Annotated in this window: 17 protein-coding genes; 10 read left to right on the top strand and 7 right to left on the bottom strand. The window is 49.9% G+C overall.

The genetic code is table 11. From position 1 onward, the window contains the following. The first annotated feature begins 36 nt into the window (after window positions 1-36). From A7K91_RS03990 to A7K91_RS03980, 3 genes are all read left to right on the top strand, one after another. Window positions 37-441, top strand: coding sequence for a hypothetical protein (locus tag A7K91_RS03990; protein WP_068679902.1), 405 nt, complete (start codon window positions 37-39; stop codon window positions 439-441). 74 nt (window positions 442-515) lie between these two features. Continuing rightward, a complete protein-coding gene (locus A7K91_RS03985) occupies window positions 516-1,865 on the top strand; it encodes an ABC transporter substrate-binding protein (protein ID WP_068679900.1) in 1,350 nt (449 codons plus the stop codon). Window positions 1,866-1,957: 92 nt separating this feature from the next. Then, window positions 1,958-2,956 (top strand): serine hydrolase domain-containing protein, encoded by a 999-nt coding sequence (locus A7K91_RS03980; RefSeq protein ID WP_068679898.1) that lies wholly within the window; start codon window positions 1,958-1,960, stop codon window positions 2,954-2,956. A gap of 59 nt (window positions 2,957-3,015) precedes the next feature. On the opposite strand, the gene cobA is transcribed toward A7K91_RS03980, so the two are convergent. From cobA to nirB, 4 genes are all read right to left on the bottom strand, one after another. Then, window positions 3,016-3,789 carry a uroporphyrinogen-III C-methyltransferase gene (gene cobA / locus A7K91_RS03975; RefSeq protein ID WP_068679896.1) on the bottom strand — a complete coding sequence of 258 codons (774 nt, stop codon included), beginning with the start codon at window positions 3,787-3,789 and terminating at the stop codon, window positions 3,016-3,018. Window positions 3,790-3,829: 40 nt separating this feature from the next. Continuing rightward, window positions 3,830-4,669, bottom strand: coding sequence for a formate/nitrite transporter family protein (locus A7K91_RS03970; protein WP_068679894.1), 840 nt, complete (start codon window positions 4,667-4,669; stop codon window positions 3,830-3,832). Between the two features lie 33 nt (window positions 4,670-4,702). Then, window positions 4,703-5,029, bottom strand: a complete 327-nt coding sequence (gene nirD / locus A7K91_RS03965) for a nitrite reductase small subunit NirD (RefSeq protein WP_068679892.1) — start codon at window positions 5,027-5,029, stop codon at window positions 4,703-4,705. 105 nt (window positions 5,030-5,134) lie between these two features. Then, window positions 5,135-7,579 carry a nitrite reductase large subunit NirB gene (gene nirB / locus A7K91_RS03960; RefSeq protein WP_068679890.1) on the bottom strand — a complete coding sequence of 815 codons (2,445 nt, stop codon included), beginning with the start codon at window positions 7,577-7,579 and terminating at the stop codon, window positions 5,135-5,137. Window positions 7,580-7,857: 278 nt separating this feature from the next. Between nirB and A7K91_RS03955 the strand changes: the two genes are divergently transcribed. The 7 genes from A7K91_RS03955 to A7K91_RS25935 all read left to right on the top strand — a co-directional run bounded on the left by A7K91_RS03955 (window position 7,858) and on the right by A7K91_RS25935 (window position 14,281). Further along, a complete protein-coding gene (locus tag A7K91_RS03955) occupies window positions 7,858-8,475 on the top strand; it encodes an ANTAR domain-containing response regulator (RefSeq protein WP_068679888.1) in 618 nt (205 codons plus the stop codon). A gap of 15 nt (window positions 8,476-8,490) precedes the next feature. Then, the gene (locus tag A7K91_RS03950) at window positions 8,491-9,531 is read left to right on the top strand and encodes an anthranilate phosphoribosyltransferase (protein WP_068679886.1); all 1,041 of its coding nucleotides are present in this window, start codon (window positions 8,491-8,493) and stop codon (window positions 9,529-9,531) included. Between the two features lie 258 nt (window positions 9,532-9,789). After that, window positions 9,790-10,380, top strand: a complete 591-nt coding sequence (locus A7K91_RS03945) for a TetR/AcrR family transcriptional regulator (protein ID WP_068679884.1) — start codon at window positions 9,790-9,792, stop codon at window positions 10,378-10,380. Next, on the top strand, window positions 10,370-10,981 hold the full coding sequence (locus tag A7K91_RS03940) for a hypothetical protein (RefSeq protein ID WP_068679882.1): 612 nt from the start codon (window positions 10,370-10,372) through the stop codon (window positions 10,979-10,981). Before A7K91_RS03945 ends, A7K91_RS03940 begins: the two co-directional genes overlap by 11 nt. 64 nt (window positions 10,982-11,045) lie before the next feature. Continuing rightward, window positions 11,046-11,600 carry a GNAT family N-acetyltransferase gene (locus A7K91_RS03935; protein ID WP_068679880.1) on the top strand — a complete coding sequence of 185 codons (555 nt, stop codon included), beginning with the start codon at window positions 11,046-11,048 and terminating at the stop codon, window positions 11,598-11,600. A gap of 48 nt (window positions 11,601-11,648) precedes the next feature. Continuing rightward, window positions 11,649-12,599, top strand: coding sequence for a metallophosphoesterase family protein (locus A7K91_RS03930; RefSeq protein ID WP_068679878.1), 951 nt, complete (start codon window positions 11,649-11,651; stop codon window positions 12,597-12,599). Continuing rightward, the gene (locus A7K91_RS25935; RefSeq protein ID WP_082967217.1) at window positions 12,596-14,281 is read left to right on the top strand and encodes an aminoglycoside phosphotransferase family protein; all 1,686 of its coding nucleotides are present in this window, start codon (window positions 12,596-12,598) and stop codon (window positions 14,279-14,281) included. The genes A7K91_RS03930 and A7K91_RS25935 overlap by 4 nt, the downstream gene beginning before the upstream one ends. A gap of 41 nt (window positions 14,282-14,322) precedes the next feature. Here the strand turns inward: A7K91_RS25935 and A7K91_RS03920 are convergent, their stop codons facing one another. Genes A7K91_RS03920 through A7K91_RS03910 form a run of 3 tightly spaced genes read right to left on the bottom strand, consistent with a single transcriptional unit; the run spans window position 14,323 to window position 16,904 of the window. Next, window positions 14,323-15,438 carry a GerAB/ArcD/ProY family transporter gene (locus A7K91_RS03920; RefSeq protein ID WP_068679876.1) on the bottom strand — a complete coding sequence of 372 codons (1,116 nt, stop codon included), beginning with the start codon at window positions 15,436-15,438 and terminating at the stop codon, window positions 14,323-14,325. A gap of 17 nt (window positions 15,439-15,455) precedes the next feature. Further along, entirely contained in the window at window positions 15,456-15,674 is a 219-nt protein-coding gene (locus tag A7K91_RS03915) for a hypothetical protein (protein WP_156739304.1), read from the bottom strand. A gap of 21 nt (window positions 15,675-15,695) precedes the next feature. Beyond that, window positions 15,696-16,904: a Ger(x)C family spore germination protein gene (locus tag A7K91_RS03910; RefSeq protein ID WP_068679872.1), complete on the bottom strand. Its 1,209-nt coding sequence runs from the start codon at window positions 16,902-16,904 to the stop codon at window positions 15,696-15,698. Between the last annotated feature and the right edge of the window lies 1 nt (window position 16,905).

The following is a 16,905-nucleotide window of genomic DNA, read 5'->3' as shown; positions in this document are numbered from 1 at the left end:
CCTTAACGGCTTTGCTCAACTAAGGGGGAATTTGGAATGATGGATTGCGATATAACGGGACAAATTGTACTGTGCGAAGAGATAGAGCCGAGCTACGAAAAAAAGACGCTTTCGCTTATTCATATTATGAATGCACTGGTTATTGAAGCCTATCCAAGCATCGTTTTGTCCAAAATTTTGATAAAGCTTTCCCACAAGCCTAACAAAACCTATGTGATCAACATCATCGTAGAGGATCGGGAAGGCCATATGCTGTATGCGTCGCCGCCCAACGAGATATATATTGAAGGAGACCCAACCAAAACGTATTTTAACGAATCGATAGCGGACCTGAGATTTATGGTTGAAAAAAGCGGAGTTTATTTTATCAAATTGGTTCTGGACAAAACAGCAACATTAGCAACTTGGCCGTTGTTTATAAAAGAGAGCTATACAAGTTGAACAAAAGAGTTCGGCGGTGGAGGCCGGCGTGTGAAAAGTTCTGTAATAGCTATTGCAAGGAGAGGGAGGAAGGCATGAATTTACGCCTATTAAGCTTGGCGATCAGCATGTCGCTGCTGCTTGGCGCGTGTCAGAGCGGTAAAAGAGAGATTGTGGAGAACGCAACCCTGAAGGTCGTTTATTACGATCAAAATACGTTTCATCGCGATTATGGCGAGTTATTTGCAGCCAAACACCCCGGCATTGAAATTGAAGTTTTGCCAATCACCTATTACTCCAATGCCCCTGACGGCGGGACAGACTCCACGGCGGACAACATTAGCGAATACATGTTAAGCAAAGGGCCAGACGTCGTTCTGCTTAGGGATATTGATTTGCAAGCGCTGGCGCAAAATAACGAGCTGGTGAACCTGTCCCCCCTGATTCAAGAGGACAACTACGATCTGTCGTCGATGCTGCCTTCTGTTATTGATTTAATCAAAAAGCGTGGTGACGGAGATCTGTACGGCTTGGCGCCTACCTTTCAAAATACGGCGCTTTATTACAACAAGGATATTTTTGATCAGGCCAGAATAGGCTATCCTGTCGATTATATGACATGGCAGGATGTGCTGCATCTAAGCCAAAGCTTTAATGGAAACGAATCGGTATACGGCTTTTACAAGGGCAAAAATGCCAGCTTGTTTAACTTTGTGACGAAACGGATCGGCTACTTGAGCGGCATCCATTTTTACAACGCAAAAGAAAAAAAGATAACATTGAATACGGACTTTTGGAGGTCCGTATTCGAGCAGGTTATACAGGGCTACAAAAATAATAGCTTGTTTCTGGAAACGAGCCAGGAAATCCAGACCCGCTACAAGCTCAGTGAGGAAGCGGATTTTATTGTGGGGTCCAATTTATTTTTGCAGGGCAAAGCTGCCATGACGTATGACTCTATTAGTCTGGCGAGCGACATCGAGAAAGCGCAGCAAGCCTCCGGCAGCAATAAGCCCATTAATTGGGGGGTTGTGACCATGCCGGTAGATCCTTTGAACCCGGATGAAACAACGGCCTTTCATTTGAATCAGATTTTTTCCATTAACGCCAAATCGCAGCATGCCGCCGCCGCCTGGGAGCTCATTAAATTTATTAATGGCGAAGAGCTGGCCAAAATAAAATCAAATTCGTCGCCTGCGCTTTTAACGAGAATCCAAAATAGCAAGGATATGTACGGACGCGACATTGAAGCCTTTTACAAATTAAAGCCCAATGGCCGTTATTACAGCTCCGATGATTTGCCTGATGCCTTTTATGAGCAGTTTAATGCCTTTGGAAACGCCAAGCTAGAGGAAGTTATAGAAGGAACCAGCACATTAGAGGATGCGCTAATTAAGATTGAAAGCGAGGGACAGGCCATTTTGAGCCAGTTCGTTTCATCATAGCGGGAAAATCCCCTCCCGTTTGGACAATAATGATATTGTGTTATTTTTTATAACATATTATGGTTATTTTTGAACGATAAAGGAGGGGCATCATGAACATCGGAAAAAAGGTCCAATTGGACCGGCTTATAGGGAATCAGTACAGTAATATCGCGGGAATTGTGGTGATGAAAAACGACGTCATCTGTTATGAAAAATATGGGGATGGCTATACCGCCGACGATACGATTCATATTGCATCTGTCACAAAAAGCATTGTGTCCGCTCTGATTGGAATCGCTATTCACAAGGGCTATATCAGGGATGTGCATCAGAGGGCGCTGGACTTTTTTCCGGATTACGTTCCTAAGCGCGGGGAAAAAACAATTCAGCGTATAACGATCAGCCATCTTTTGACCATGACCGCGCCTTACAAATTTAAATCCGAGCCGTATACCAAGGTGTATTCAAGCAGCGACTGGACAAAAGCGGCGCTGGACTTGCTCGGAGGAAAAAGAGATCCGGGCGAATTTCTGTATACGACGGTCGGATGCCAGATTTTGACCGGGATTCTTGCGAATGCAACCGGCCAGTCCGTTTTGGATTTTGCTAGTGAGCATTTGTTTGCTCCGCTTGAGATCAAGGCGCCTCGCAGCGCGGAGATCAAAAGCAAGGAGGATTATTTTGTTTTTCTCAAGGGGAGACAACCAAGTGGGTGGGTCGTTGATCCCGAAGGTATTCATACGGGAGGATGGGGACTTGCTTTAACGGCTCGCGATTTGGCGAAAATCGGCCAATTGTACAGCAATGGCGGCATGTGGAACGGAGAGGCGATTTTGCCCGCCCAATGGATCGAGATCAGCACAAGGGAAAGCAGCCGCTGGGGGGACAAGCCCTACGGTTATTTGTGGTGGGTTGTTAACGATGGGGATCAAACCTGTTATGCGGCTATGGGGGACGGCGGGAATATTATTTATGTCAATCCCGAACAGCATACGATTGTTGCCGTCACTTCCACTTTTATGCCTCGGGCAAGAGATAGAATGGAGCTGATCCGCAGCCATATCGAACCGCTGCTTGAAAAAGACGGGGCAGGAGGAGGAGCCGGATAGATGAGTCTCCCCGCAACCGCAATCCCCGCAAGGTATCATTGAGGGAAAGCTATCATCGCTTAGCTGATCAGGCTGGCTGCCGCCCGGCATGCGGCATACTGAAGCTGCGCCCGCACGTTTACAACCTCCCCGATAATAATTAAAGCGGGGTTGTCCAGACGGGATATCGTTGCAGAGTTGTGCATGTCGTCTAACGTCGTGACGATGGTGCGTTGCCTGGCAGTTGTGCCATTTTCGATTAGTGCAGCCGGCGTTGAAGGCGATTTGCCGTGCTTCATCAGCTCCTCGCGAATAAAGGGCAGCTGACTGACGCCCATGTAGATAGCCAGCGTATCGACGCTGTGCGCAAGCAAATCCCAGCGAATCGGCGAACGGGCGTTGTGGCAGCGGCTGCCCGTTATGCAGGCGAAGGAAGCTGCGCTCCCGCGATGAGTGAGCGGAATGCCCGAAGCGGCAGCAGCGCCAATGGCGGAGGTGACGCCGGGAACGATCTCGAAAGGAATATTTTCCTCGGCCAAGGCCGCCGCTTCCTCGCTTCCTCTTCCGAATACGAAAGGATCTCCGCCTTTTAGACGAACCACCGTTTTGCCTTGCTTGGCGTATTGAACTAACGCCTCATTAATATGCTCCTGCTGCATCGCATGTGCGCCGGGAACCTTGCCGCAATAAATGCTGACGACGCCGGGGGGCGCGCAGGACAGCAGTTCCTTGTTTGCAAGCCGGTCATACAGAATAATTTCCGCTTGCTGAAGCGCCTTTAACGCTTTGACGGTAATCAGATCGGGGTCTCCCGGCCCGGCTCCTACAATAAAAACCTTTCCGTATTTGTTCATGCGGCTCGTCTCCTTACGCCTGTTGGCGAATATGTCGGGCTTAAACGGCTCTGGAGCTCTGCTCCTTTACGGGCGGCGCCTCTTTCACAGTCGCGGCCTTTTTATGATGACTCCAATACAGCAGCAATCCCGTAAACAAAGCGCCTCCGATAAAGTTGCCCGCCAGTACGGGAAGCTGATTCCACAGCCACCAATCTCCGAGTGTTACATTTGCTCCTAACAGCATGCCTGCCGGGATGACAAACATATTAACGACAGCATGCTCGAAGCCTTGGGCAAAAAAGATAACAATCGGCAGCCACATGGCTATTATTTTTCCTGTGGTCGATTTGGACGTAAAGGCCATGACAACGCCTAGCGTAACCATCCAGTTGCACAGGATCGCTTTGGAAAAAACAACCAGAAGGCCATCCATGCCAAGAGCTTTATAGCTTAATGTTTTGCTTTCGCTTATGCCGATCAGCATCGACGCAAGCGGATTGGAGAGATCATGTCCCATTTTGGTAATGGAGATTAGGTATAACCCCGCGTATAGGGTACAGCCGATCAAATGGCCCGTAATTGCCCAGCCAAATGCTGAGAGCATGGCGGCCGGCTTGCTTTTTCGCTGCAGAAGGGCCAGCGGAATCAAGGCAAAGCTGCCTGTCACCAGCTCAAGCCCAAGCAGGACGATAATGACGAAGCCGGCTGGAAAGATGAGTGCGCCTGCCAGCCCGATGGAGGTTTGCTGTACAGCAGTAAAGGCCAGTGTTGTGGAGAAAGACAGTATGGCCCCGCCCAATATGCCGCGCAAAACGGTTTGAGCCGGAGACAAAGAGGCCTTTGCCGCTCCTGCGTTCACCATGGCCTGGACAACTTCATGCGGTTTTACATATGACATGATGATTAACTCCTTTTCTGAAGTTGAATGTGGTTAAAGGTTCAGGTAGACGCCGCCGCTTGCGGAATCAATTTCGACATCGTAGGTCGTGACGCAGCCGTCGTCAGGCTCCTCGGCCTTGCCGGTGCGCAAGTTGATTTTCATATCATGCAGAGGGCAATGAATATGCGAGCCGCAAACCATGCCTTCCGAGAGTACGCCGCCTTTATGGGGGCATTTGTTGTCGATGGCATAAACGCTTCCGTCTGTTAAACGAAATAGGGCGATATCATTGCCCTGTACTTGAACGGTGCGGGAGCTGCGAACATCAATATCGGATAAATGGGCGACCAGCAGCCTGGTTGTTTTTGTCGTAGTCATACAATGAGACCTCCTTGATTGTTGGGCATGTCTCGCCATAAACAGCGTGCATGCCCGGCGCAGAGTAATAGAACTGATAGATGAAAAAACAATTGATTTTAATGGCTAGCTGTTTACAGGCTGGGGCTTGGCTAACGGCTCGAAGTTTTTGCGCAAATCGTCGGACTGCACGATTTCCTTCCATGGATCGCTAGTCAAGCTCAGCGTTTTCTGCAGACGCCCAACCAGCGCCTGGCGATCCTCTGCTTTCTCCAACGCTTGTTTGACATAATCAAGACCTACGCGCTCCATCCAATGAGCGGTCCGCTCGTTCCATGCGGCCTGCTCGCGGTAAAGCTGAAGATAAGCCGAGGACCACTCCAGCACTTCATCCTCCGTTTTGACTACAGTCAACACCTCGGTTGCGCGCACCTTGATGCCGCCGTTGCCGCCAACATGGATTTCCCAGCCCCCGTCGATGGCGATAACGCCAACGTCTTTAATGGAAGCCTCTGCGCAGTTTCGCGGACATCCCGATACAGCCAGCTTTACTTTCGCAGGAGCATTCATCCGTTCAAAAGCCTTCTCCAGCTTGACGCCCATGCCCATAGAATCCTGCGTGCCGAAGCGGCAGAACGTATTGCCGACGCAGGTTTTGACCGTGCGAAGCGTTTTGCCATAGGCATGGCCGGACGGCATATCCAGGTCGCTCCATATTTTGGGCAGGTCTTCTTTTTTGATGCCCATCAGGTCAAGACGTTGACCGCCGGTGAATTTTACGAGCGGCACCTCGTATTTCTCCGCAACCTCGGCGATTTTTTTGAGCTCGGTTGGCGATGTAATGCCGCCATAGATACGAGGAACAACGGTAAACGTGCCATCCTTCTGGATGTTTGCGTGGAAACGTTCATTGGTCACGCGGGATTCTTTTTCATCCACGTATTCCTCCGGGAACAGCATGCCCAGGTAATAGTTGAGCGCGGGGCGGCATTTGGAGCAGCCTTCGGAATTGTTCCATTCCAGCACGTTCATCACTTCGTTTACGCTCATAAGACGCATTTCGGATATGCTTGCGACAATTTCATCGCGGCTTAACGTGGTGCAGCCGCAAATGCCTTCCTTGACCGGCTCGCCGATGGAATCGCCGGAGTAGATTTGCAGCAAGCCCTCCACCAGCGGCTTGCAGCCTCCGCAGGATGCGGATGCTTTTGTGCAGGTTTTGATAGCGCCAACTGTGTTGCAGCCTTTGTTCAATATGGCGTCGGCGATTGTGCCTTTGGATACGCCGTTGCAGCCGCAAATAATTTCATCGTCAGCCATGGCTAGCAGACGTGCGCTGCCTGAGCCGGAGCCGCCGGCGAGCTGATCGGGGGATACGCCGAGCAGGAGCGATTTCTCGCGTCCCTCGATGGATTCTTCTTTTTTGATCATGGAGAACAGCTCGGCTCCGTCAGAGGTATCGCCGAACAATACAGCGCCAATCAGCTTGCCGTCCTTGATAACGAGCTTTTTGTAGGTCCCGCCAAGCTCATCCTGAATCTTCAGCGAACGATTGCCTGGACCGTCATTAAAAATGCCGCCCGAAAACACATCGACCCCGGACACCTTTAGCTTGGTAGAGGTGACGGAGCCGCCGTAGCCCTCTGTATTTACGCCAGCCAAATGTTTGGCAAGCACGGCGCCTTGTTCATAGAGCGGGGCGACCAGGCCATAAGCGATGCCGCGATGCTCGGCGCATTCTCCGACCGCATACACATCCGGCGCGCTTGTACGCATAAAATCGTCGATAACGATGCCGCGATTAATTTCAATGCCGGAAGCGCGGGCCAGGTCTACATTGGGCTTGATGCCAACCGCCATAACAACAAGATCGCCGTCTGCCTCGCTGCCGTCGGAGAAGACGAGACCGGTTGCACGCTTCTTTCCCTTAATTGCAGTTGTGCTTTTTTTGAGCATAAATTCCATACCCTGGGCTTCCAGCTCGCGTTGCAGCATCCGGGCAGCCGTCTCGTCCAGCTGGCGCTCCATCAGATAGTCGTTGATGTGGACAACCTGCACCTTCATGCCAAGATGGAGCAAACCTCTGGCGGCTTCAAGACCAAGCAATCCGCCGCCGATGACCACTGCTTTTTTATAGGAACGGGCTGCTTCGATCATCGTTTCGCAATCCTTGATGTCACGGAAAGCAATGACGCCTTCCTTGTCTGCGCCTGGCAATGGAAGCATGAAGGGGTTGGAGCCGGTTGCGATCAGAAGGGTGTCGTAGGGGACAGATACGCCCTGCTGGGATGTAACGACTTTACGGTCCGTATCGATGCGGGTTATGGTGTGGCCTGTATAAAGCGTGATGTCGTTTTCGCTGTACCAGTTCCAGTCGTTAATGATGATTTCCTGCAGGCTGGCTCCGCCTGCCAGCACGGAGGACAACATGATCCGATTATAGTTGGGATGCGGCTCGCTTCCGAAAATCGTAATCTCGTACCGCTCGGGGGCAAGCTTTAATAAATGCTCGATGGCTCTTACTCCGGCCATGCCGTTGCCGATCAGGACTAGCTTTTGTTTGGTGGTCATACGGAAATCTCCTCTCCGGTGCTGCTCTTTATTTGAATAAAAAAAGCCTGCTTCACAGAGGAGTAAACATACGTTACCCTGGGTCTGTGAAAGCAGGCTCCATTGCCGCTTCAAACGAATACGCCATTGTATTCGTGAAAATGTGTTGTGACTAATGTCACTATACATCACATAAAGATAAGATGTCAATATATCTAACAACTAATTTGAATGATGACAGAATTATTTGAAATGTGTTATATATAGTAACATGAATTTCTGATTAGGGGGCGAGCCGATTGCGCTCTTTGCTGATAGTTGAACCGGATGTTGCTGCGGTAAGAAGGGCGGACCTATCGCCGTCTATTTCGTTGCCCAAGAAAAAAACACCTGTTTATGTGTTGGAGGAATACGGCTACGCCGTGCTTGCAGCAAGGGATATCGGCAAAGCGGAGACGTTGATCGGCAGTGCCGATGCTTTGATTCTGCATATGCCACTTAACGATGTCAAGCCTGTGGGCCATAGGCTTACCAGAGCCAAGGCGTTGCCGCTGTTCTGGTGGTGCAGCGCCGCTTCTGCCGCTGATTCTCTGCAATATTGCGAGGAGGATGCTCCGGTTGACGGATTGCTGACAGCATCCATGAGCGAGCAGGAGCTGCATTGGAGCCTCCATTTCGGAGAACGGCAGTTTATGGAGCGGCAGCAATGGCTGAGTGAAAAAAAACAGCTTGAAGGCCGGCTGGAGGAGCGCAAATGGATTGATATGGCCAAGGGAATCCTGTGCCAAATAAAAAATATTTCGGAAGCCGAGGCATACGAAGTGCTGCGTAAGCAGGCCATGAACGATCGCAAGCGGATGGTGGATGTAGCCACTTCAATCGTAAGAGTGCATCAGCTGCTTCAGGATCAAAAATAAAGGGGGCCGTCTCACATGTTCGCGAAGTTGTTGAAGGAAGTTGGCAGGGGCAAGCGGGGAGCCCGGGATCTCAGTTATGAGGAAGCCCGGATGGCCGCCGAAATGATTGTTGACGATAAGGTTACGCCGGCTCAGCTTGGCGCATTTTTTGTTGCCGAACGGATCAAAATGGAAAGCGTCGAGGAGCTTCAGGCATTTGTTGAGGTATTGCGTGAGCATGCCTACAGAGTGCCGGTTCAGGAAGGCATCGACTGCACGGGACCTTATGATGGACGGAAAAAATCGTTTTACGCTACCTTTGCCACCGCTTTTGTAACAGCAGCAGCCGGTTTGCCCGTAACCTTGCATGGCACGGCTCCCATGCCGCCCAAATGGGGGATTACGCTTCAGGAGCTGCTTCAGGAGGCGGGCGTTGCCGCTGCGGAAATGTCCAGGGAGTCTGCTGCTCATGCAGCAAAAGAAACTGGCGTGTTGTATGCTTCCTCCGAGCAATGGTGTCCGCCGCTTGCCAAGCTGCGCCCCGTAAGGCTGGAGCTGGATATGCGCACCATCATAAATACGGCGGAGAAGCTGGTGGATTACAGCCATTCCCCTTATCTGCTGTTCGGCGTATTCCACAACACGGTATTTGAACGGATGGCTAAGCTGTCACAAAATCTATCGTATCGCAAAGCGCTGATCGTGCAAGGGGTGGAGGGCTCCGAAGACCTCTTTATCGAACGTCCAACCCGCACCTACGACGTAAGCGGAGGCGAAGCCACGCTGTATGTTATTAATCCGGATGCCTACGGCCTGGAGACAGCCGTTCCTGAAATCGCCTGGACGCCCAAGGAGCAATTGAATGCCACGGAAGCGGTTCTGCAAGGAAAAGGACATCTTGCTTTTGTTAATCAGGTGCTGCTGAACGCTGCTGTCCGGCTGCAGCTGGCGGAAAAAGTGGAATCCGTAGAAGAGGGCTTGTACATCTGCAAGGCTCTGATGGATGAAGGAGCGCCGTTTGAGCGTTACCGGACCTGGATTTCCCTGATGCAAAAACAGGGCGCCCAGACTGTATAAACAAATAGGATGCCGCACAAAAGCATACAGAATGGGTTTTTCTAAGTTAACACAAAATAAAAAAGAGGCTTCTTCTAGCAGTCAGGCTTTATTGACTTGGGGAAAGCTTCTTTTTTGCGTGACCAATAACTAAAAAACGATGCGAGGTAAAGGTTGAAAGCACGAATCCGTTTATATATAATAAAAATTGAACAATGTTCAGAACAATGTTCAGTTTCAGTCGAAACCGTTTTTTAACATATACTCAGGAGGTTCTTTATGAAAAAGCAGGAGGAAGCAAAAACGGCAATTTTTAATGCAGCAATGGAGCTAATCCATGCAAGCGAAGGCAATGTTGATGAAATTACTACAAGGATGATTGCGGAAAAAGCAGGCGTTGGCGTTGGGTTGATTAACTACCATTTTCAGACGAAAGATCGGTTAATTGAGGGCTGTGTGCAAACCATCATCCATCATGTAACGGGAAACTTTAAACCCGGACTTATCAAAAATCTCAGCTCACAAGAACGTCTAAGCGCCGTTATGAAGCAAGTAGCTGATTTTTTGATGGAAAATCAGGCCGTATCGCGTATTTCCGTATTGGGCGACTTTGCAAAACCGGAACCAACTGACAATACGATGCGCACCGTTGAAGGATTTTGCAAAACGATGGATTTGCCGGAAGGTGAATCTTTCATAAAGGAGAAAATAGCCATGTTTGCATTGACTACTACTCTTCAAGCCGCCTTTTTACGCAAAAATAGTACGCTTGTAACCTTTGGATTCAATTTTGAAATCAAAGAAGAGCGGGACCGATTCATTGATCTGTTGGTCGAACAGATTGCGAGGGGAAATAACAATGAACAATAGAAGCCTGGGTTTGTACGCACCTGCCATAGCTGCGGTTTGCACAATTATATTTTTTATCGGACTGCTTTTGAATCATGATACGCTGAATTTCGCTTCATGTCTGGTTCTCGGCTGGGCCTATGTTTTGACGGCATGCGCATATGCTGCCTTGGCGGACCCAGACAAAAAAGCAATAGGTTTTGGCGGCGTTGCAATCGCGATTGTTTATTGCGTGTTCACTAACCTGGTCTATTACACGCAATTAACGACCGTTAAATTCGAATCGGCTGATCCTGTTATCGTGAAGGCGCTGGCTTTTAAATCGGGGTATTGGTTGTTTGGTTTTGATCTGATGGGCTACGGACTGATGGCGCTGTCCACCGCCTTGCTTGGCTTCAGCTTCAAGGCTGCATCCAAGCGGGATCGGGCTCTCAAGGGGATGCTGCTGGCGCATGGGCTATTTTTCCCAGTCTGTATTATTGGACCTATGCTTAATCTGTTTCAGGCGGGTGGAGATGATGCCGCAGGGATTATGGCTTTGCAAGGGTGGTGTCTGTTTTTTACGCCGTTGATGCTGTTGTCGGCAAACCGCTTCTACCGGATGAAATCTACTATCTATTGAAAGCGCTAACCAGGTGATATAATGGAGACAAATGGATGGCTTAACAGAAAAGGGCTGATATAACTTGCTTGAAAGGGAAATCAAATTTAGAAGACTTGTCATCGGGGAGCTGAACCCGGAGATGCTGCTTCCGTTTCAGCGTTATCAAGAGGTTAATAGGGTTTGGCGAGTGATAGACGGCGAGCGAAAGCTGGTTTCGGAGCCTTTTGTCGATAATTGGGATGAAGAGACCAAGGCTGAAATCGTAGAGCAGGATTTCAAGCATTGCCTGCTGGGCGGCGGAAGCGTGATTTGTGCAGAGGATAACGGGAAGCTTGTAGGTTTTTCCTCATTGCTTCGCCAGTTGTTCGGAAGTGAGAGCCAATATGCTGATTTGATGCAGCTGCATGTATCCGCCGATTATCGTGGCAAAGGACTTGGCAAAGCGTTGTTTGCCGAATGCGCGCGTCAAGCTAAGGTCTGGGGGGCGGACAAGCTTTATATTTCTGCTCATTCCGCTGAAGAAACCGTTGCATTTTATCGGGCGATGGGCTGCGTGGACGCGTTGGAGATTAATAAGGAGCATGTGGAGCGCGAGCCGTTTGATTGTCAGCTGGAGTATGTTTTAAACAAGGGATAGAATGCATTCCGTTTCAGGTCATAAACAGAAAACCGGGAGGTTTGGAGCATGGGGCAGAAACGCTTGACGTTCAGGGAAGACGGCACTTTTAAAATAGTACAATTTACGGATGTGCATCTGATAGACGGCTCGGGAGAAGAGAAGGACCAGCGAACGCTGGCATTGATGAAGGACATAGTGAAGCGGGAGCAGCCGGATCTGATTGTTTATACCGGCGATCTCATTTTCAGCGAACGCGCAGGGGAACCAGCCGAAGCATTCCGCAGCGTGATTGGCGTTGCCGAAGCGGCCGGCATTCCGTATGGCGTTGTTTACGGCAATCATGATTCCGAGCAAGGCGTTACCCGCGCTGAATTGCAGACTATTTTGGAGGAGAGGGAGCTGTCGCTTTCCAAAGCCGGTCCCGCCGACATTCACGGCACGGGCAATTATGTGCTGACCGTTCAGAGGTCGTCAGGGACGGGGGAAGCGGCTGTGCTTTATTTTGTTGATTCGGGGGAATATGCATCTCCTTCAGTCGGAGGTTATGCCTGGCTGCATCCCGATCAGGTGAATTGGTACAGCGCACAGTCCAGCCGTATTTCAGCCTTGAACAAAGGCCCGCTTCCGGCATTGGCATTCCTGCACATTCCTCTGCCTGAATATCGCGAGGCGGCTCTGAAGGGCGAAATTCTGGGCACAAAAGGCGAAGAGGTCTGCTGTCCCGTCATTAACAGCGGCATGTTCGCCGCCATGCTGGATGGCGGCGACGTCATGGGCGTTTTTGCCGGGCATGACCACGACAATGATTACATGGCTGCTCATCATGGCATCACGCTGGCGTACGGCCGGGTTACGGGCTGGAATACGTATGGAGCGCTGCAGCGTGGGGCCCGCGTCATCGAGCTGCGCGAAGACGCGTTTTCTTTCCGCACGTGGATCAGGCTGGAGGATGGCTCTGTTGTAAACGAAGCCAAAGCGGCAATGGAGAAAACGGGCGAGGTGTCGGGACGAATATGACGAAAATTGCTGAAGGACGCACGGCAGAGGTACGCATGTATGGAGACGGGAAAATCATCAAGCTGTTTCATTCCGGTTTCCCAAAAGACGCCGCTCATTACGAATATAAGATGAGCAGTCTGGTATATGAGTCCGGCATCGCGACGGCAAAGCCATACGAGCTGCAGGAATACGAAGGCAGAACGGGTATCGTGTACGGCTATCTCCATTCATCCTCGACTATGCTGGCACGGATGTCGGCCGAGCCCGGCAGCATTGAATTTTATGCCGAATGGATGGCGCGTCTGCATGCCGAGATGCATAGCCGATCGGTAGATGCTGCCCGTTTCTCTTTCGTCCATTCCTTGCACGAAGCCTTGCAGCATCGTATAGGAGAGTCGGAGGGGCTGACAGAGTCGGAAAAAGAGGCCGTCATCCGTTATTTGAAGGATTTGCCGCGGGGAAATAGCTTATGCCATAGCGATTTTCATCCCGAAAATGTGCTTATTGGAAAAGAAGAAGCCTGCATCATCGACTGGATGACCGGAGCAATCGGACATCCTGCGGCGGATGCCGCGCGCACGGTCCTGCTGCTTGAAATGGGAAGCTTGCCCGAAGGCGCTCCGCAATTGTTAGTGGAAGGTTTAGCGAAGACGCGGAGCCATTTTAAAGATAGCTATTTACGCTATTACACCCGGTACTCGGGCATTTCCGAGGCTTCAATCAGGCAATGGATGCTGCCAATAGCCGCTGCAAGGCTTGTCGAATGGATACCGGATGAAGAAAAAAGCCAACTGCGCGGCTTTATACGCGAGGAATTGAAGGGAGAAACAGGGGCTATGTCGCATGTCAATATATCATTAAATCGTATAGAGTGGGTGGAAGGCGACGCCGCCGTTTTATCGTCATTGAAGGGAAAGCATGAGCTGCTGCCGCTTAAGCCGGGTCTTGAAGCGGAGGTTGCTCTTGTGGAGTGCAGTGAGGGAGCCTTTGTGGCAAAGCTGTGGAACAAGGAATCCAGACCCGATATCGAGCGGCAATACAAGCTGCTTAATATACTTGACGCACAGGGTGTCCGCGTATCCAGACCGTACGGCTGGGGCAGGGATGAAGGGGGAAACCTGCTCCTGTTAATGGAATACGGCGGCAAACCTCTAAAGCGGCTCGATTCTGATACTCTAAAAAAAATGGCCGAGCTGTTGGTGGAGGTGCATGCATTTCAAACCGACCAGCTTCCAATGGGAGTAATTCCGACGTATGATTTTGTTTCTTATTTTTTTCCTGCGCTTGATCAACATTCCGATATTAACCTGACGCTTCAAAAAGCATTGGATCACGCTCAGTACAAGCAAACTTCGCTTATTCACGGCGACTACAATTTGGGCAATTTGCTGGAGCAAGAGACACGCCTTATGATCATTGACTGGACAAACGGGCAAATGGGCGATCCCAGGTATGATGCAGCGTGGTCGATTTTTTTGATTACAATCTATTCGGGAGAGCAGTACGGCCATCAATACGCCAAGCTGCTGCAGGAATTAGGCGCGTTTGAGCAAAGAGAATATTCAGCATTTCAGGCGCTTGCATGCCTGCGCTGGCTGCTGCTTAGCCGAATAAGCGATGTGCCTAAAGATGCCTCCGTCATGAAGAGGATTCGCGCCATTGTAAGCTCCAATGCTTTGCTTGACGACGGGCTTCTTTAGGACGTGACGCTCCAGAACGTTAAGCAATTTCTTCAGTGCGATCATCCTGTCGGCTTTAACATGCCGTTATTTCCCCGGTTGCGGATTTTGTAAGCTAATATGGCGATCAGGGGGATGATCGTGCTGCAGGTAATGTCCCAATCGATCCAGTAATACACGATTAAGGATACATAATAGGTAATATTGGGAGCAATGATGATCGCCATGCCAAACAGCATCATGCCTGTCGGCAAGATAAGGGGACGGAATGTTTTCAGCTTGAGAAACTGGGCTGTTCCCAGAAGGAAGCAATACAAATAAATAACCGCCTTGAAGTAGGTGGAGATAATCCAGACCGTCGCCATAATCGCCTCGATCCGCTCCAGAAAGTTGCCGATGCTGATTCGCTGAGATAAAGTAAACGATGCATAAATATTATGCTGGGTAAAAAAAGCGCCAAGCACCATAATCGAAATCATAACAATGCTGCCAAGCAGCAGCCCTCCGATAATGGTGGTAATTATAATATCGCGTTTGCGATGCTGCGATTTGGCAGTGTAGGGTAGCAGCATCATAATCGCCGCCAATTCTCCGTATGGATAAGCAATGGTTACTGACATGCCTTTTGCGAGCGGCAGCCAGCCTGAGCTCAATATGGGCTTGACACGATCAAAATCGGCTTGCGGCAAAATACATATGACCAGAAAAACGATAAACAGAGTGACCAGGGGCAATAAAATTTCTCCGGTGCGCGCAATACTTTCGAGGCCATGCAAAACGCCCCAAACCAGCAAAAGAACGAACATCAAATGTACAATTCGTATCGGCGTGCTTGGAATGATCTGCGTTGTCAGGAAATCCCCTACCTCCCGGGTTGCAATGGATGTCAATACAAAGAAAAAAAACAAATACCAGAGGTTGAACAAGCCCCCGATCCAATTGCCCCAAATGCCAGTCATAGCCTCTATCAGCGTTTTACCAGGCTGAAGCTGATAAAATTTCAACATAATCAGGATCGATAACAAACCGATAGGTATCCCTATCACCGTAGACAGCCATGCGTCCTGATGGGCGAAAAATGTAATGACCGCAGGATAGATTAGAATCATATCCCCGATTTGCGCAAGCAGCAGCAATACGATTAATTGCCGATTGCTGATTCGACCTGACTCCAGCATTATGCCTGCCTCCCTGTCTATGTAAAAATCATCTCCAGCAAGTGATTAAAAGGAGTGTAAATCCAGATAATCATATCCAACGGACTGGGCACGCTGATTAGCTTTGCGGCAATAACGCTCATCACCGAGCCCGCGATCAAAAAAAATACAACAGTTGCAGCCTCGCCCTTCATGCCCCCGCGAATGAGCGAAGGCAATTCCTTTATACCAATTGCAGCAGCGATTCCAGTCACCACGATATAAATAAGCAGGCTGCGTCACTCCTTAATGTCGAGTTGGAAGGAGTCATCCAGCGACCCTACTCGTTTGATCATGTATTTGATATGGTAATTTACTTTGAGGCGGGTTAGATCATTATCCCAATTGTCCCGATGTGCAAGCCACCATTTGTGATTGGTACGATCTATCTCCTGCCCAAATCCAAAAATATCCACCTTATATTTCTTTACGACTGTTTTCACTGTAGATTCCAGCAGCTTAACAAAAGCTTGCTCGGCTTTTTCTTCTAACTCTTTAATAATATCCGGATCTGCGATTTTCGTTTTGCATTCCACTGAAGCGATTATGCCTACTGCTTGAATCGTGAGATCAATTTCGGGCTCCGACTTTTTGTTGAAGGAAGCCTTTATTTTTGTGTTGACGCGAAGGGTTTTAAGTGCAATCTTCCCATTGTCGTCGCAGCCAATATGACCTACCGTCGATTTCACGTTATCGCGAATATAGTTATATCCCTTGGACTCCGCCTCGTTCAGCCAGCCAATGAGCTTGTCCTTCTTGAAAACGCCTAGTCCGGTATAATATAGCTTGGCCGGCGGATCGCTTGTCGCCACGTTTTTGTCGGAAGCAGCCTCCTTTTTGTTGCCTCGCAGCTCAACCCCGGTAACAACGGGAGAAATCCCGTCGCTAAGCATATCCTCCAGCAGCCGGTCAGCGGTGACGGTTGTTGTGGGAGCCCAGGTTTTGGATGAAACCTCCAATGCGCTGTATAATTTTTCTGCAGGTATTCTTTCCAGAGATGTCAGCGTAGATAAGATGGTTTCGGCGCTGGTATTGCGCGCAATCATAACATAATAATCCGGCCTTACGCCGGGATCGCGCATAAGCGCCTCCAGTATATCGCCAATGCCTACATCCCTCGCGAATTTTTCGCTGAAAACGAGAACCCGGATATGGGACATAAAAATATTGCGGGGATTGCTGAGCGTCAGCTTCTGAATCGCCTCGAACAGCGTTGGTCCGGTTGCATGAAATAAAGTAACGGGAGTACCAGCGTTTTTGCCGGTATTGGAGCCCAATGCGGAAGGGATGGCCACCTGTGCCGTCACCTTGATCTGGTCACCCGCCTTGTCGACGCCAAGACCCATCATAATCCCTAAGTCATTCAGTTCCTCCCGGTCCCAGCAGCCTGACAGCAGAAGAGATGCTGCCACTAGCAATGCCGGAAGCAACAGACAGGCTTTTCGCATG

Origin of the sequence: Paenibacillus oryzae (genome assembly GCF_001675045.1) — a bacterium.
Taxonomy (GTDB): Bacteria; Bacillota; Bacilli; order Paenibacillales; family Paenibacillaceae; genus Pristimantibacillus; species Pristimantibacillus oryzae.
Note: the sequence above shows the minus strand (reverse complement) of the source record. Positions and strands in the feature narration are given on the sequence as shown.

What these genes read in the sequence shown, in the direction of transcription:
- A7K91_RS03990 (WP_068679902.1), top strand. Translation starts at nt 37, where the DNA reads ATGATGGATTGCGATATAACGGGACAAATTGTACTGTGCGAAGAGATA.
- A7K91_RS03985 (WP_068679900.1), top strand. Translation starts at nt 516, where the DNA reads ATGAATTTACGCCTATTAAGCTTGGCGATCAGCATGTCGCTGCTGCTT.
- A7K91_RS03980 (WP_068679898.1), top strand. Translation starts at nt 1,958, where the DNA reads ATGAACATCGGAAAAAAGGTCCAATTGGACCGGCTTATAGGGAATCAG.
- cobA (WP_068679896.1), bottom strand. Translation starts at nt 3,789, where the DNA reads ATGAACAAATACGGAAAGGTTTTTATTGTAGGAGCCGGGCCGGGAGAC.
- A7K91_RS03970 (WP_068679894.1), bottom strand. Translation starts at nt 4,669, where the DNA reads ATGTCATATGTAAAACCGCATGAAGTTGTCCAGGCCATGGTGAACGCA.
- nirD (WP_068679892.1), bottom strand. Translation starts at nt 5,029, where the DNA reads ATGACTACGACAAAAACAACCAGGCTGCTGGTCGCCCATTTATCCGAT.
- nirB (WP_068679890.1), bottom strand. Translation starts at nt 7,579, where the DNA reads ATGACCACCAAACAAAAGCTAGTCCTGATCGGCAACGGCATGGCCGGA.
- A7K91_RS03950 (WP_068679886.1), top strand. Translation starts at nt 8,491, where the DNA reads ATGTTCGCGAAGTTGTTGAAGGAAGTTGGCAGGGGCAAGCGGGGAGCC.
- A7K91_RS03945 (WP_068679884.1), top strand. Translation starts at nt 9,790, where the DNA reads ATGAAAAAGCAGGAGGAAGCAAAAACGGCAATTTTTAATGCAGCAATG.
- A7K91_RS03940 (WP_068679882.1), top strand. Translation starts at nt 10,370, where the DNA reads ATGAACAATAGAAGCCTGGGTTTGTACGCACCTGCCATAGCTGCGGTT.
- A7K91_RS03930 (WP_068679878.1), top strand. Translation starts at nt 11,649, where the DNA reads ATGGGGCAGAAACGCTTGACGTTCAGGGAAGACGGCACTTTTAAAATA.
- A7K91_RS25935 (WP_082967217.1), top strand. Translation starts at nt 12,596, where the DNA reads ATGACGAAAATTGCTGAAGGACGCACGGCAGAGGTACGCATGTATGGA.
- A7K91_RS03920 (WP_068679876.1), bottom strand. Translation starts at nt 15,438, where the DNA reads ATGCTGGAGTCAGGTCGAATCAGCAATCGGCAATTAATCGTATTGCTG.
- A7K91_RS03910 (WP_068679872.1), bottom strand. Translation starts at nt 16,904, where the DNA reads ATGCGAAAAGCCTGTCTGTTGCTTCCGGCATTGCTAGTGGCAGCATCT.